This is a genomic window from Streptomyces sp. NPDC002520 (assembly GCF_053595235.1).
Window position 1 is genome coordinate 72,149 of record NZ_JBSFXG010000014.1, and the last position, 14,772, is coordinate 86,920.

The following is a 14,772-nucleotide window of genomic DNA, read 5'->3' on the forward strand; positions in this document are numbered from 1 at the left end:
AGGGCATTACGCGGGTTGCCGATTTCCTTTGAAGTGACCTGCGTCACACCGACAGGGCCCGTCGGGGCGGGCGGAGCCCAGGGCTCGCGGGGAGGCCGGGCTCAGCTGTCGAAGCCCAGTCCCAGCCGGTCCATCGTCCGCAGCCACAGGTTGCGGCGCCCGCCGTGCGCGTCGGCGTGGGCCAGCGACCACTTGGTGAGCGCGATCCCGGTCCAGGCGAAGGGTTCCGGCGGGAACGGCAGCGGCTTCTTGCGCACCATCTCCAGCCCGGTCCGCTCGGTGCGCTCCCCGGCCAGCAGGTCCAGCATCACGTCGGCACCGAAGCGCGTGGCGCCCACGCCGAGCCCCGTGTAACCGGCCGCGTACGCCACCTTGCCCTGGTGGGCGGTGCCGAAGAACGCCGAGAAGCGGGAGCAGGTGTCGATCGCGCCGCCCCAGGCGTGGCTGAAGCGGACGCCCTCCAACTGCGGGAAGCAGGTGAAGAAGTGCCCGGCGAGCTTGGCGTACGTCTCCGGCCGGTCGTCGTACTCCGCCCGCACCCGGCCGCCGTAGTGGTGGACCGCGTCGTAGCCGCCCCACAGGATCCGGTTGTCGGCGGACAGCCGGAAATAGTGGAACTGGTTCGCCGAGTCCCCGAGCCCCTGACGGTTCTTCCAGCCGATCGACGCCAGCTGGTCGGCGCTGAGCGGCTCGGTCATCAGCGCGTAGTCGTAGACCGGGACGGTGTACGAGCGCACGCGCTTGAGCAGGTTGGGGAAGATGTTGGTGCCGAGCGCGACCCTGCGGGCGCGGACCGCGCCGTACGGGGTGCGCACGGCCATCCCGGCGCCGTACGGCTTCAGGGTCAGGGCGGGCGTGTGCTCGTACACGCGCACCCCGAGCCGGAGGCAGGCCTGCTTGAGGCCCCACGCCAGCTTCGCGGGGTGCAGCATGGCCACACCCCGGCGGTCCCACAGGCCCGCCTCGAAGGTGGGCGAGTTCACCTGCTCGCGCACCGCGTCGGCATCCAGGAAGTCGATGCCGTCCGAGAGGCCGTTCTCCTCCAGCTCCCGGTGCCAGTCCCGCAGTTCCCGGGCCTGGTAGGTCTCGGTGGCGACGTCGATCTCACCGGTGCGCTCGAAGTCGCAGTCGATGCCGTGCCGGGCGACCGCGGCCTCGATCTCGTCGAGGTTGCGCCGGCCCAGCTCCTCCAGCTTGTGGATCTCGTCCGGCCAGCGGGCCAGGCCGTTGGGCAGGCCATGGGTGAGGGAGGCGGCGCAGAAGCCGCCGTTGCGGCCCGAGGCGGCCCAGCCCACCTCGCGGCCTTCGAGCAGGACCACGTCCCGCTGCGGGTCGCGCTCCTTCGCATTGAGCGCGGTCCACAGTCCGCTGTATCCGCCGCCGACGACCAGGAGGTCGCAGGTCTCGGTGCCGGTGAGCGCGGGCTCGGCGTGGGGCTTGCCAGGGTCTTCCAGCCAGTACGGGACCGGCTGGGCTTCGGCAAGAGAAGCGATCCAGTTGTCTTTGCCACGACTCATGGCGCTTGGGGCCATGATTTCAACTCCCCACAGGGTTTTACGCCGTATTACGCCTTCTGCTTGTTACGGCGATTGCTGATGACCATCGAGGTCAGGACGAACAGCACGGCGACCAGGAACATGGCCGTACCGATGACATTGATCTGGACGGGCGTTCCGCGCTGCGCCGAACCCCACACGAACATGGGGAAGGTGACGGTCGAGCCCGCGTTGAAATTGGTGATGATGAAATCGTCGAAGGAGAGCGCGAAGGACAGCAGCGCGCCCGCGGCGATTCCGGGTGCCGCGATCGGCAGGGTGACCCGCACGAAGGTCTGCACCGGGCCGGCGTACAGGTCCCGGGCGGCCTCCTCCAGACGCGGGTCCATCGACATCACACGCGCCTTGACCGCGGTGACGACGAAGCTCAGGCAGAACATGATGTGCGCGATCAGGATCGTCAGGAAGCCGAGCTGGGCGCCCATGTTGAGGAACAGGGTGAGCAGCGAGGCGGCCATGACGACCTCGGGCATCGCCATCGGCAGGAAGATCAGCGAGTTGATGGCGCCGCGGGCGCGGAAGCGGTAGCGGACCAGCGCGAAGGCGATCATCGTGCCGAGGACGGTGGCGCCGATGGTCGCCCAGACCGCGATCTGGAGGCTGATGGACAGCGAGCCGCACATGTCGGCGACGCCGCACGGGTCCTTCCACGCGTCCGTGGAGAACTGCTGCCACTCGTAGTTGAAGCGTCCCTTCGGCTTGTTGAAGGAGAACACCGTGACGATGACGTTCGGCAGCAGCAGATAGGCGAGGGTCAGAAGTCCCGCGATGACGACGAGACGGCGCTTGAGCCAGGTGACGAGGGGCATTTAGACCAGATCCTCCGTCCCGGAGCGGCGGATGTAGACCGTGACCATGGCCAGGATGGCGGCCATGAGGATGAAGGAGAGGGCCGCGGCCGTCGGGTAGTCCAGAATTCTCAGGAACTGGGTCTGGATCACGTTTCCGATCATGCGGGTGTCGGTCGAGCCGAGGAGTTCGGCGTTGACATAGTCACCGGCCGCGGGGATGAACGTCAGCAGCGTGCCGGAGACGACGCCCGGCATCGACAGCGGGAAGGTCACCTTGCGGAAGGTGGTCCACGGCTTGGCGTACAGGTCGCCGGCCGCCTCGTGCAGCCGCCCGTCGATCCGCTCCAGCGAGGTGTAGAGCGGCAGGATCATGAACGGCAGGAAGTTGTACGTCAGACCGCACACCACGGCGAGCGGGGTGGCGAGCACACGGTCGCCGGCCGTCCAGCCGAGCCAGGTGGTGAGGTCCAGGAGGTGCAGCGAGTTGAGCGTGTGCACGACCGGGCCGTTGTCGGCGAGGATCGTCTTCCAGGCCAGCGTGCGGATCAGGAAGCTGGTGAAGAACGGCGCGATCACCAGAATCATGATCAGGTTCTTCCAGCGGCCCGCGCGGAAGGCGATGGTGTAGGCCAGCGGGTAGCCGAGCAGCAGGCACAGGACGGTCGCCGCGGCCGCGTAGAACACGGAGCGCAGGAACTGCGGCCAGTACTCCTGGAGCGCGTCCCAGTAGGTCGCGAAATGCCAGGTGACCTTGTAGCCCTGCTCCAGGGAGCCCGTCTGCACGGACGTGGAGGCCTGGTAGATCATCGGCAGCGCGAAGAAGATGATCAGCCACAGGATGCCGGGCAGCAGCAGCCAGTACGGCGTGAACCGGCCGCGCCTGCGCGGGGCTTTCTTCGCCGCCTCGGCGGAGGCGAGAGGCGGGGGCGCCTCGGTGAGCGTCGACATGGTCAGGCCGCCTCTTCCTCGACGCTCTCCACGCCGGCGTCGATGTCCTGGGCGGCGTCCAGACCGAACGTGTGCGCCGGGCTCCAGTGCAGGACGACGTCGGCGCCGGGGACGAGGCGTCCGTCGCGCTCGACGTTCTGGACGTAGACCGCGAACTCGTCGCAGACCGGGGTGTCGATCACGTACTGCGTGGAGACGCCGATGAAGCTGGCGTCGGCGATCTTGCCGGTGACGCGGTTGCGGCCCTCGGGGATCTCGCCCGCGTCGTCCGCGTGGGTGAGGGAGATCTTCTCCGGGCGGATGCCGACCAGCACCTTGCCGCCGGTCGTCGTGCGGGCGGAACTACGTGCCTCGGGCAGCACCAGCTTGCCGCCGCCCGCCTTCAGCACGATGTCGTCACCGCTCTTGGAGTCGACCTCTGCCTCGATCAGGTTGGACGTGCCGAGGAAGTTCGCGACGAAGGTGGTCTGCGGGTTCTCGTACAGGTCGGTGGGGGCGCCGAGTTGCTCGACGCGGCCCGCGTTCATCACGGCGACCGTGTCGGCCATGGTCATGGCCTCCTCCTGGTCGTGCGTGACGTGGATGAAGGTGATGCCGACCTCGGTCTGGATGCGCTTGAGCTCCAGCTGCATCTGACGGCGCAGCTTGAGGTCGAGGGCGCCGAGCGGCTCGTCGAGCAGCAGCACCTTGGGGTGGTTGATCAGCGCGCGGGCGACGGCGACACGCTGCTGCTGGCCGCCGGAGAGCTGGTGCGGCTTCTTGCGTGCCTGCTCGCCGAGCTGGACCAGCTCCAGCATCTCCTCGACCTGCTTCTTCACGCTCTTGATGCCGCGTCGGCGCAGGCCGAAGGCGACGTTCTCGACGATGTCGAGGTGCGGGAAGAGGGCGTAGGACTGGAACACCGTGTTGACCGGCCGCTTGTACGGCGGCAGGTGCGTGACGTCCTGGTCACCGAGGTGGACGGTGCCCCCCGTCGGCTCCTCCAGGCCCGCGATCATGCGCAGGGTGGTCGTCTTGCCGCAGCCCGAGGCACCGAGCAGGGCGAAGAAGGAGCCCTGGGGCACGGTCAGGTCCAGCGGGTGCACGGCGGTGAAGGAACCGTAGGTCTTGCCGATACCGGTGAGGCGGACGTCGCCGCTGTGGTCTGTCGTCGTCATCGTCGTCGTCACGCCCCTGTGAGCTTCGAGAACTGCTGCTGATAGGCCGTCTCTTCCTTCTGCGTCAGGGCTCGGAAGGAGTGAGACCTGGCCTGCATGGCCTTGTCGGGGAGGATCAGCGGGTTGTTCGCCGCGTTTTTGTCGATCTTGGCAAGATACGGCTTCACTCCCGCGACCGGACTCACGTAGTTGACGTAGGCGGCGAGTTCGGCGGCCGGCTCGGGCTCGTAGTAGTAGTCGATGAGCCGTTCGGCGTTCGTCTTGTGACGCGCCTTGTTGGGGATGAGCATGTTGTCGGTCGCGGTCATGTAGCCGCGGTCGGGGATGACGTAGCCGACGTCGGGGTTGTCCGCCTGGAGCTGGATGATGTCGCCGCCCCAGGCGACGCACGCGGCAAAGTCGCCCTTGGTGAGGTCGGACGTGTAGTCGTTGCCCGTGAAGCGACGTATCTGGCCCTTGTCGACGGCCTTCTGGAGGCGCGCGATCACCGCGTCGAAGTCGTCGCCTGTGAACTTCCCCGGGTCCTTGCCCATGTCGAGCATCGTCATGCCGACGCTGTCGCGCATCTCGGTCAGGAAGCCGACGCGACCCTTGAGCTTGGGGTTGTCGAGCAGGTCGGAGACCGACTTCACTTCGATGCCGTCGAGCGCCTTCTTGTTGTAGGCGATGACGGTCGAGACGCCCTGCCAGGGGTACGAGTAGGCGCGGCCCGGGTCCCAGTCGGGGGCGCGGAACTGGTCCGACAGGTTGGCGAAGGCGTGCGGCAGGTTGGACGCGTCCAGTTTCTGGACGTACCCCAGCCGGATCATGCGGGCGGCCAGCCAGTCGGTGAGGATGACGAGGTCGCGACCGGTGTCGTGGCCGGCGGCCAGTTCCGGCTGGATCTTGCCGAAGAACTCGTCGTTGTCGTTGATGTCCTCGGTGTACTTGACCTTGACACCGGTCCGCTCGGCGAACGCGTCGAGCGTGGGATGGGTCTTGCCCTTGTCGTCCACGTCGATGTATTCGGGCCAGTTGGAGAAGTTGACGACCTTCTCCTGGTCCGAGTGGTCGTCGGCGGACACGCCGCCCTGGTTCTTGGTCGCCGCGGGGATGCCGCAGGCGCTCAGCGCCCCGATTCCGCCGACCGCGAGCGCGCCGCCGGCGGAGGCGCGCAGCAGTGACCGGCGGGTCATGGCGGCCCGGCCGCTTCGCAAGCTGCGCCGCATGGCGGCCATTTCGACCGGGTTCGGGCGGTCGGCCTCGTACTGCTCCATGCTCGTGATGCCCTTTCGGGAGGGATCGGCCTGGTGGGAGGCCGGGTCGGTTCTAGCGGTCCCCGAAGATGGTGCGGTGCCAGTCCTTCCTGGCCACCGCGGTGTTGTCGAACATTACGTGCTTGACCTGCGTGTACTCCTCGAATGAGTACGCGGACATGTCCTTGCCGAAGCCGGAGGCCTTGTAGCCGCCGTGCGGCATCTCGCTGATGATCGGGATGTGGTCGTTGATCCACACGCAGCCCGCCTTGATCTCGCGGGTGGCGCGGCCCGCCCGGTAGACATTGCTGCTCCAGGCGGAGGCGGCCAGACCGTACGGAGTGTCATTGGCCAGACGAATGCCGTCATCATCACTGTCGAAGGGCAGGACGACCAGTACCGGGCCGAAGATCTCGGACTGGACGATCTCGCTGTCCTGGGCGGCGTCGGCGACGAGGGTGGGCCGGTAGTAGGCGCCCTCCTTGAGCTCCCCCTGCGGGGCCTCGCCGCCGGTGACCACGCGCGCGTAGGCACGGGCCCGGTCCACGAAACCGGCGACGCGGTCGCGCTGGACGTGCGAGATGAGCGGCCCGAGGTCGGTGCCGGGGGCGAACGGGTCGCCCAGCCGTACGGTCTCCATCAGGGCGGCGGTCCGCTCCACGAAGGCGTCGTAGAGGGGGCGTTGCACGTACACGCGCGTGGCGGCCGTGCAGTCCTGCCCGGTGTTGATGAGCGAGCCCGCGACGGCGCCGTTGGCCGCGGCCTCCAGGTCCGCGTCGTCGAAGACCACGAAGGGGGCCTTGCCGCCGAGTTCCAGGTGGATGCGCTTGACGGTGGCGGTGGCGACCTCGGCGACCCGCTTGCCCACGGGCGTGGACCCGGTGAAGGAGGTCATCGCCACGTCGGGGTGCCCGACCAGGTGTTCACCGGCTTCCCTGCCGGTCCCGGTCACGATGTTGATCACACCGTCCGGGATGCCCGCGTCGGTGGCGGCCTGGGCGAAGAGCAGCGAGGTCAGCGGGGTCAGCTCGGCCGGCTTGAGCACGATCGTGTTGCCCGCGGCGATCGCCGGGAGGATCTTCCAGGCGGCCATCTGGAGCGGGTAGTTCCATGGCGCGATCGACCCGACGACCCCGATGGGCTCGCGGCGGACGTACGACGTGTGGTCGCCCGAGTACTCACCCGCGGACTGCCCCTGCAGATGCCGGGCGGCGCCCGCGAAGAAGGCGATGTTGTCGATGGTGCCCGGCACGTCGAACTCGCGGGTGAGCTTCAGCGGCTTGCCGCACTGCAGGGACTCGGCGCGGGCGAAGTCCTCGGCGCGCTCCGCGAGCACGGCCGCGAACCGGTGCAGGGCGTCGGAACGCTCGCCCGGGGTGGCGGAGGACCAGCCCGGGTAGGCCTCGCGCGCGGCGGCGACGGCCGCGTCGACGTCCTGCGGACCGGCCAGTTCGTAGGTGTACACCTCCTCGCCGGTGGCGGGGTCGACCACGGCGTGGGTACGGCCCGAGGTGCCCTTCGTCAGCCGGCCGGCGATGAACTGCGCGCCGTCCGCGAAGCGGTCCTGTGCGGGGAATCGTTCCGGGGTGGCGGTGCCCGGGTTGTGCATGTCGCTCTCCTCCGCCGTTCGCCCCGCCCAGGGGGGCGAGTGGCGTAGCTCCAGCTCGATTTGAGTGCCGATCCTGACAGAGCACTAGGGCGCCAACAAGTGATTCCGTTGTTGCCTTTTGGTTACGCGACGGAATCTGTCGACCAGGTGTCGAGTCGATGCGGAAAAGGACGGACGGAGTGTCAGTGGTGCGTGCCACACTCGCGTGCATGGAGACGATCAACGGAGTGGAAGCCCTGATCAGGGAGGTTCGGGCGGGGGCCCGGATCAAGTACCTCCACTTCTGGGGGCACCGCCCGCGACCCGACGGCAGGATCGGCGCGAGCTGTCTGAGCCAGTGGTGGCCGTCACCCTTCGTAGTGGACGGGGTGGAATACGCGACGGCCGAGCACTGGATGATGGCCGGCAAGGCGCGGCTGTTCGAGGACGCGCAGGCGGAGCGCCGGGTGCTGGAGGCCGGGCATCCCGCCGAGGCGAAGAAGGCGGGGCGGCTGGTCCGGGACTTCGACGAGGAGATATGGGAGCGGGAGCGCTTCGGGATCGTCGTCGAGGGCAGCGTCCACAAGTTCACGTCGGACGCCGGTCTGCGCGCGTTCCTGCTGAACACCGGGGACCGGGTGCTGGTGGAGGCGAGCCCCGTGGACCGCGTGTGGGGCATCGGCCTCGCGGCGGACGACGCCGCGGCGTCGGATCCGGAGCGGTGGAAGGGGCCCAACCTGCTGGGGTTCGCGCTGATGGCGGCGCGGGAGCGGATCCGGGGCGGGTGAGCGGGGACGGGAGGCTGGCCGTCTGAAAGGGCGGGGCGCGTCTGCGGGGGGCGGGGGCGAGGGCGGGGCGCGTCTGCGGGGGCGGGACGCGTTGCGAGGGCGGGCGCCGAGCGCGTGCGGGGAGCGTCCGCAGCGGCGGGGTGGGGGACAGCGAGGCCCGCTCGCCTCGAGAGGGAGGCGGGCGGGCCGGCAACGGCTGTTCAGCGCCGGGTCACTGGGGCAGGACCGGTGCCGACACGCTCGGGGCAGAGTTGTAGAACGGGTCGGTGTCGGAGTTGTTGTTCCTGTCGTCGTTCACGGCGGCGACGATGGCGATCACGATGAACGCGATCCCCGCGACGCCCAGGACGATGCCGATGATGCCGGTGATGAAGCCCGCCTGGGCCTGACCCCGGTTGGTGGCCTCGCCGCGGTCCGCCCGCTTCTTGCCCTTGACGCCGAGGATCACGGCGATGATGCCGAGCACCAGCGAGGGCAGGCCGTAGAAGCAGAACAGAACGCAGGACAGGATGCCCAGCACCATGGCCGCGGTGCCCATGCCGTTCTCAGGGGCCATCGGCATGCCCCAGCCGTACCCCTGCTGGCCGTACCCCTGCTGGCCGTATCCCTGCTGGCCGTACGCCTGCGGGTAGGCCGGGTAGCCGGGGTAGCCGTAGCCGCCGGATGTCGCCGTCCCCGGCGCACCGGGGCCCGTGGGGGCGACCGGCGGGGGCGGGACGGCGGGTCCGGCCCAGCCCTGCCCGGGAGCCGAGGGCGCTCCGGGCAAGCCGTAACCGGGCGTGCCCGGAGCGGCGGGAGTACCGGGGACGCCGGGCGGGCCCGGGGTGCCCGGGGCACCGGCAGGGCCGGGTGTCCCGTAGCCGGCGGACGGCATGGAGATCATGGTGGCCTGGTCGTGCACGGACGGCGGCCCCGACGGGGGCACCTGGTCCTGCGCCGGCGGCTGCTGTCCGGGCGCCTGCTCGGGCGCCTTCTTCTCCAGCGAGGGCTTGTTCTCGGGCGCCACCCACGGGTCGAAGCCCGCTCCCCCGCCCGGCTGCGTTCCGTCCGTCACGTCCCCATCCCCCTCGGTCTGATCGTCAGGTCATGGTAGATCCTCGCGGCGCAGCCACCGGGCCCAGCCCACCACCGCCCGATGCCAGCCCACCACCGCCCGGGCCCAGCCCACCACCGCCCGAGCCGGCCCACGGCCACCCGAGTCGGCCCACCGTTCCCCCGCCGCCCGTTTCCGCCGCGGGCGTCCCGACCGCCGCGCCCGACCACCACACCACCGCCCCGCCCGACCACCACACCCACCGCCCCGCCTTCCCACCGCACCCGACCAGCCCGCCACCCCGCCGCGCCGCACCCCTCCCCGCCTTCGAGCCCGCCCCCGCTCGGGCCCCGCGCCTCGGCCTAGGATGAGCCGGCATCACCGATCAGCCGATCACCCGCGCCCGCCGCACGGACCGTGCCTCCGCGGGCGCCCATCCGGGGAGGACCCTTGACCGAGCGCAGCACCGAGCCCACCGCCGAGCACGGCGCGGAAATCAGCGCCCTTCCCGCGGCCCGTGTGGGCGACCGCGATCTGCACGCCTTCGTCGCCGGACTGCCCAAGGCCGAACTGCACGTCCACCACGTCGGCTCCGCCTCCCCCCGTATCGTCTCGGCGCTGGCCGCCCGGCACACCGACTCCAAGGTGCCCACGGACCCCGAGGCCCTGGTCGACTACTTCACGTTCACCGACTTCGCGCACTTCATCGAGGTGTATCTGTCGGTGGTCGACCTCGTGCGCACCCCGGAGGACGTCCGGCTGCTGACGTACGAGGTCGCCCGGGACATGGCCCGCCAGCAGGTGCGCTACGCCGAGCTGACCATCACGCCCTTCTCCTCGACCCGGCGCGGTATCGACGAGAAGGCGTTCATGGACGCGATCGAGGACGCCCGCAAGGCGGCCGAGGCCGACTTCGGGACCATGCTGCGCTGGTGCTTCGACATCCCCGGTGAGGCCGGTCTCGAGGCCGCCGAGGAGACGGCCCGGCTGGCCACCGAGGACCGGATCCGCCCGGAGGGCCTCGTGTCGTTCGGCCTCGGCGGGCCCGAGATCGGCGTGCCCCGGCCGCAGTTCAAGCCGTTCTTCGACCGGGCGATCGCGGCCGGCCTGCACTCGGTCCCGCACGCCGGTGAGACGACCGGCCCTCAGACGGTGTGGGACGCGCTGACCGAGCTGCGCGCCGAGCGCATCGGGCACGGCACCAGCTCGGCCCAGGACCCGAAGCTGCTGGTCCATCTCGCCGAGCACCGCATCCCGCTGGAGGTCTGCCCGACCTCCAACATCGCCACCCGCGCGGTCCGCACCCTGGACGAGCACCCGATCAGGCAGTTCACCGAGGCCGGCGTGCTGGTCACGATCAACTCGGACGACCCGCCGATGTTCGGCACCGACCTCGACAACGAGTACGTGGTGGCCGCCCGTCTGCTGGGCCTGGACGAGCGGGGCGTGGCCGGCCTCGCGAAGAACGCCGTCGAGGCGTCCTTCCTCGACGAGGCGGGCAAGGCGCGGATCGCGGCCGAGATCGACACGTACACCGACACCTGGCTCGCCCCCTGAAGGCCGGGGCCGCGGTCACAATGGGGGCCATGCAGACCGTGACTGCCGTCGCCCACCGCGGCGACCCCTATCTCTTCCGCGAGAACACCCTCGACTCCCTGCGGTGCGCGCTCGAACGGGGCGCGGACGCGGTCGAGATCGACGTCCGGCTCACCCGCGACGGCGTCCCCGTACTGCTGCACGACGAGACGTTGAAGCGGCTGTGGGAGGTCGACCGGCCGCTGTCCGCGTTGTCGGCCGAGGAGGTGCGCGGGCTGACGGACGGAGGCGTGCCGACGCTGGCACAGGCGTTGGCGGCGACGGACGGCAGCCGGGTGATGGTGGACATGTGCGGCCGGGTCGACCGGCGGGTCGCGGAGCGGGTCGTGGACGTCGTCCGGCAGGAAGGCGCCGGGGAGCGGGTGTACTACACGGCGGAGGCCGAGGCCATGCTCGCCGTCCGCGCCGCCGACCCGGCCGCCGAGATCGCCCTGACCCGCAAGACCCTGGCCCCGCCCCGGGCCGGGATGCTGGAGGCGGTGAAGCCCCGCTGGCTCAACTACCGCTTCTCGCTGGTCGACCGGGATCTGGCGGCCCGTGTCCACCACGACGGCTATCTGCTGTCGGTGTGGACCCCGGACACGCGCCGCTCGATGCGCCGCCTCCTCGACCTGGGCGTCGACTCCGTCACCACGAACCGGATCAACGCCTTGCAGACGCTCAGGCAGCCCTAGGGGGTGCCGCTCCCCTTCCCCCCTCCGGCCCGGCGCGGCACAGCGCCCGGCCGGGTGGGCGGGTCGGTGGTCACCGGCGCGTGCCGCGCTCACCGCTCCCTGTGTCGTCGCTCCGTTCGCCCTCCGCCTGGGACGGCTGGGTCCTCGGGACGTCGGGGTGCTGTTCGGGCACTGAGCGCTCACCGGTCTCGTCGCGCTCGCCCTCTGCCTGCGAGGGCGTACGCGAGTACCACGTGTCGTAATCCGAGGCTCCGGATTTCATGACGGGCCTCCTTCGTCGCTCCCCTCCATGCTCCCTCTCCACGCGCGTCACGGCGAGACGGGTTCGAGCCGGTGGTCCGTCGCGGTCAGCGCCTCCAGCCGCTTGATCTTCTGCCGTACGACGTACAGCGGGATGACCCCGAACACCCCGAACGACATGTCGATCACGGTCCACCAGAAGGGGATCCCGCGCACCGGTCCGCAGATCAGCGCGAGCGGGATGATTCCGGCGCAGGCGATCATGCCGAACTCGACGACCCAGATGTTGCGGACGGGGTCGCGGTAGGGCCCGTAGAAGGCGACCGCGATGACGAGGTGCGCGAAGGCCAGCCAGTCCGTGCCGTACAGCACGAAGGGGTACTCGGCGTCGACGGCGTCCAGCCCCTGACGCACCCGCGCGATCCAGTCCGTCAGCGCCGGCAGATGCTCCGGCACGGACAGGGCGCGCAACACGTCCTCGGTCCAGTGGAGTTCGTGCACCAGCGGGAAGGCGGTGGCCCCGCTCAGCACGAGACACACGACGAAGAAGGCCAGCCAGGCGCGTATGCCCTTGAGTTGGGCGGCTCTGTCGCTCATGGCAGGAGCGTACGCCCGGAATTGAACATGTTCAAAACACGTGCACGCACCCCGCGAGGGGCGCTGGTCGCAGCGCCCCTGAGGTGCCCCGCCCTTCACGGGGCCGGTGGTGTCGGGTCAGGCCATGGAGACCGCGCACTTGCCGCGGTCGGCCTTCATGGGGCCGGCGGCGCTGGGCCGGACCTCGAAATCGAAGATGGAGGTGGGGATGTACAGCGAGCAGCAGGCGTTGGGGATGTCGACGATGCCGCTGATGCGTCCTTCTATGGGGGCGGAGCCGATCAGGAGGTAGGCCTGCTCCCCGCTGTAGCCGAACTTCTTGAAGTACTCGACGGCGTTGAGGCAGGCCCTGCGGTAGGCCAGCGTCGCGTCCAGGTAGAAGTTCGTGTCCGTGTCGTGGTCGACGGAGATTCCGATGAAGGTGAGGAACTCCGTGTACCGCGGTTCGACGTTGCCCGGGACGAACACCGGGTTGGTGGAGATGCCGTACGTCTCCATGCCGCCCTTGATCAGGTCGACGTGGAAGTCGACGAAGCCGCCCATCTCGATGGCGCCGCAGAAGGTGATCTCGCCGTCGCCCTGGCTGAAGTGCAGGTCGCCTCCGGAGAGCTTGGCGTCCTTGACGTGTACGGGATAGAAGACCCTCGATCCCCGCGTGAAGTTCTTGATGTCCTGGTTGCCTCCGTTCTCACGGGCGGGCACCGTGCGGGCGCCTTCCTCGCGGATGCGCTGCGCGAGGTCGCCGGTGGCCGTGCCGGCGAGCGCGTTGTTGGCGTCCGGCGGTACGGCGAGCGGCGGGACCCGGTTCGGATCGGTGTCGATCAGCGCCTTCTCGCGCGCGTTCCAGCGGCTGAGCATCTCGGCGGACGGGGCGGTTCCGAACAGCCCGGGGTGGGTTATTCCGGTGAAGCGGATGCCGGGCAGGTGGCGGGAGGCCGCCTGCTGGCCGTGGAAGTCCCATATCGCCTTGTAGGCGTCCGGGAAGTAGTCGGTCAGGAAACCTCCGCCGTTGGCCTTGGCGAAGATGCCGGTGTAGCCCCAGCTCTGGCCTGCCGCGTCCCCGGACTGCTGGGGCACGGGGCCGAGGTCGAGGAGGTCGACGACGAGCAGGTCGCCCGGCTCGGCACCCTCCACGCCTATCGGGCCGCTGAGCATGTGAGGGATGGTCAGGTCGATGTCCCGTACGTCGTTGGCGGAGTCGTTGTTGCCGACCTGGCAGTCGGTCCAGTCACGGCACTCCATGCGGAACTCCGCTCCCGGCTTCACCATGGCGACCGTGGGGACGTCCGGATGCCACCTGTTGTGTCCGGGGACGTCCTGATCACGCATCGACTTGCTCTGGTCCACATTGAAGATGACTTCGGGCATGACAGCTTCCTCGTTGTTTTCGATCGGGTCACGCGGTTGCACCCGGGCCGACCTGGGTCGGCTGCCGCGACGACTGGGTGAGTGGCCACAGCGCCCCGAACACCACCACGGCGAAGGCGCCCAGTGCGATGGCGGTCTCGTCGGGGTGCTTCCAGTAGCCGGAGAGCAGCAGAGCGGCGGGGATCACACCGGTGACCCAGCCCTCGATCGCCGTGACCCAGCCGACGTAGACGCGGAGCCTGTCCTTCTTGAGTCCGAGCAGCAGGAAGAACAAGAACCACAGGAATGCCCAGTAGAGCCAGATGGCTCCGAACGGGTAGTCCTTGAAGAGGTGGAAATTGGCGAACGAGTACCCCAGGGCGACGATGGCCACAAAGAGTGAGTAATAGCCGACACCGTCGGATTCGATGCCGGCCAGAAGGCAGATACCCACATAGAGGTAGGTAAAGCCGAACAGATAGATTCCGGACGCCGCCAATATTTTTTTCGGGTCGTTGTCGGCGACGAAGATGAGGTACGTCGGCGTCAGCACCTGGAGTGCACCGACGAAAAGGTTGAACACTCCTCCTGACCGGGCGTCGAACATTTCCAGGAGCATCAGCCCGTTCATGAAGAGCACCGCACCGACGAAGAGCAGTCCCACGTTTGCCACAGGGACGCACCTCCTAAGTCCGTGTGGGGAGGACGTCCGTGTCCGGATGTCGACGCATGAAACGTATCGCCGTGTCGACCACCGCCCTCAGGGGCGCGGCAACCGGGAGAGCGCGGGGTGCGGTTGCCTGCGCGGCCGCCCGCCGGGAGGCACCTCGGAAACCACCGCCGGAGCCTCGCGGGACTGTTCCTCGCGGGCATGGAGCGCCGTGACCGCGGGCGAGGTCCGCGCAATTCCGGGGGCAGAGAACACACGCCGTGCGGCGCCCGCGCAAACAGGGCAGTCCCAGGATTTGGGTGCAGTCCCGATCGGCAACTTCACGTCGAACGTCCCGCAGCTTCTGCATAGATATTCGTAGGTTGCCATCAGCGACCTCCGGCGCCTTTTTCCTCCCTTCCAGGAGACGTCTCGTAAAACCCCGTGTCAAGCGGACGAGGACGGCATGGAGAACGCCGCACGGGCGTCACTGAAACGCGTGCCGATAAAATCGCCGTACCGAGGCCGTGGCGACGCATTCGAGTCGCGACCACCGGCTCATGAGGGGAGCGA

Annotated in this window: 14 protein-coding genes and 1 pseudogene; 3 read left to right on the plus strand and 12 right to left on the minus strand. The window is 69.2% G+C overall.

Annotated elements, in window-relative coordinates:
• Nucleotides 1-101 precede the first annotated feature (101 nt).
• From ACWD5D_RS20950 to ACWD5D_RS20975, 6 genes are read right to left on the minus strand one after another with little or no spacing between them, the layout of a single operon-like run.
• Nucleotides 102-1,532, minus strand: coding sequence for an NAD(P)/FAD-dependent oxidoreductase (locus ACWD5D_RS20950; protein WP_451374233.1), 1,431 nt, complete (start codon nucleotides 1,530-1,532; stop codon nucleotides 102-104).
• Between the two features lie 32 nt (nucleotides 1,533-1,564).
• Nucleotides 1,565-2,365, minus strand: a complete 801-nt coding sequence (locus ACWD5D_RS20955) for an ABC transporter permease (protein WP_451374234.1) — start codon at nucleotides 2,363-2,365, stop codon at nucleotides 1,565-1,567.
• Nucleotides 2,366-3,295: an ABC transporter permease gene (locus ACWD5D_RS20960; RefSeq protein WP_451374235.1), complete on the minus strand. Its 930-nt coding sequence runs from the start codon at nucleotides 3,293-3,295 to the stop codon at nucleotides 2,366-2,368.
• Nucleotides 3,296-3,297: 2 nt separating this feature from the next.
• Entirely contained in the window at nucleotides 3,298-4,452 is a 1,155-nt protein-coding gene (locus ACWD5D_RS20965; RefSeq protein ID WP_451374236.1) for an ABC transporter ATP-binding protein, read from the minus strand.
• Between the two features lie 8 nt (nucleotides 4,453-4,460).
• Complete coding sequence (locus ACWD5D_RS20970) at nucleotides 4,461-5,708, minus strand: ABC transporter substrate-binding protein (protein ID WP_451374237.1); 1,248 nt, start codon at nucleotides 5,706-5,708, stop codon at nucleotides 4,461-4,463.
• 52 nt (nucleotides 5,709-5,760) lie between these two features.
• On the minus strand, nucleotides 5,761-7,296 hold the full coding sequence (locus tag ACWD5D_RS20975; RefSeq protein ID WP_451374238.1) for a gamma-aminobutyraldehyde dehydrogenase: 1,536 nt from the start codon (nucleotides 7,294-7,296) through the stop codon (nucleotides 5,761-5,763).
• Nucleotides 7,297-7,505: 209 nt separating this feature from the next.
• On the opposite strand from ACWD5D_RS20975, the gene ACWD5D_RS20980 reads away from it, so the two are divergent.
• Nucleotides 7,506-8,063 carry an NADAR family protein gene (locus ACWD5D_RS20980; RefSeq protein WP_451374239.1) on the plus strand — a complete coding sequence of 186 codons (558 nt, stop codon included), beginning with the start codon at nucleotides 7,506-7,508 and terminating at the stop codon, nucleotides 8,061-8,063.
• 211 nt (nucleotides 8,064-8,274) lie between these two features.
• Here the strand turns inward: ACWD5D_RS20980 and ACWD5D_RS20985 are convergent, their stop codons facing one another.
• Entirely contained in the window at nucleotides 8,275-9,117 is an 843-nt protein-coding gene (locus ACWD5D_RS20985; protein WP_451374240.1) for a DUF4190 domain-containing protein, read from the minus strand.
• A gap of 356 nt (nucleotides 9,118-9,473) precedes the next feature.
• Between ACWD5D_RS20985 and ACWD5D_RS20990 the strand changes: the two are divergent.
• Both ACWD5D_RS20990 and ACWD5D_RS20995 read left to right on the plus strand, forming a co-directional pair.
• Nucleotides 9,474-10,653: pseudogene (locus ACWD5D_RS20990) on the plus strand (adenosine deaminase).
• Nucleotides 10,654-10,682: 29 nt separating this feature from the next.
• Nucleotides 10,683-11,366: a glycerophosphodiester phosphodiesterase gene (locus ACWD5D_RS20995; RefSeq protein ID WP_451374241.1), complete on the plus strand. Its 684-nt coding sequence runs from the start codon at nucleotides 10,683-10,685 to the stop codon at nucleotides 11,364-11,366.
• 70 nt (nucleotides 11,367-11,436) lie between these two features.
• Here ACWD5D_RS20995 and ACWD5D_RS21000 read toward each other — a convergent pair whose 3' ends face one another.
• The 5 genes from ACWD5D_RS21000 to ACWD5D_RS21020 all read right to left on the minus strand — a co-directional run bounded on the left by ACWD5D_RS21000 (nucleotide 11,437) and on the right by ACWD5D_RS21020 (nucleotide 14,589).
• Complete coding sequence (locus ACWD5D_RS21000) at nucleotides 11,437-11,628, minus strand: hypothetical protein (protein ID WP_451374242.1); 192 nt, start codon at nucleotides 11,626-11,628, stop codon at nucleotides 11,437-11,439.
• A 47-nt stretch (nucleotides 11,629-11,675) separates the two neighbouring features.
• Nucleotides 11,676-12,203 carry a hypothetical protein gene (locus ACWD5D_RS21005; protein ID WP_451374243.1) on the minus strand — a complete coding sequence of 176 codons (528 nt, stop codon included), beginning with the start codon at nucleotides 12,201-12,203 and terminating at the stop codon, nucleotides 11,676-11,678.
• 117 nt (nucleotides 12,204-12,320) lie between these two features.
• Entirely contained in the window at nucleotides 12,321-13,571 is a 1,251-nt protein-coding gene (fmdA, locus tag ACWD5D_RS21010; protein ID WP_451374244.1) for a formamidase, read from the minus strand.
• Between the two features lie 28 nt (nucleotides 13,572-13,599).
• A complete protein-coding gene (locus ACWD5D_RS21015) occupies nucleotides 13,600-14,223 on the minus strand; it encodes an AmiS/UreI family transporter (RefSeq protein ID WP_451374245.1) in 624 nt (207 codons plus the stop codon).
• A gap of 87 nt (nucleotides 14,224-14,310) precedes the next feature.
• Nucleotides 14,311-14,589, minus strand: coding sequence for an FmdB family zinc ribbon protein (locus ACWD5D_RS21020; protein WP_451374246.1), 279 nt, complete (start codon nucleotides 14,587-14,589; stop codon nucleotides 14,311-14,313).
• Nucleotides 14,590-14,772 lie beyond the last annotated feature (183 nt).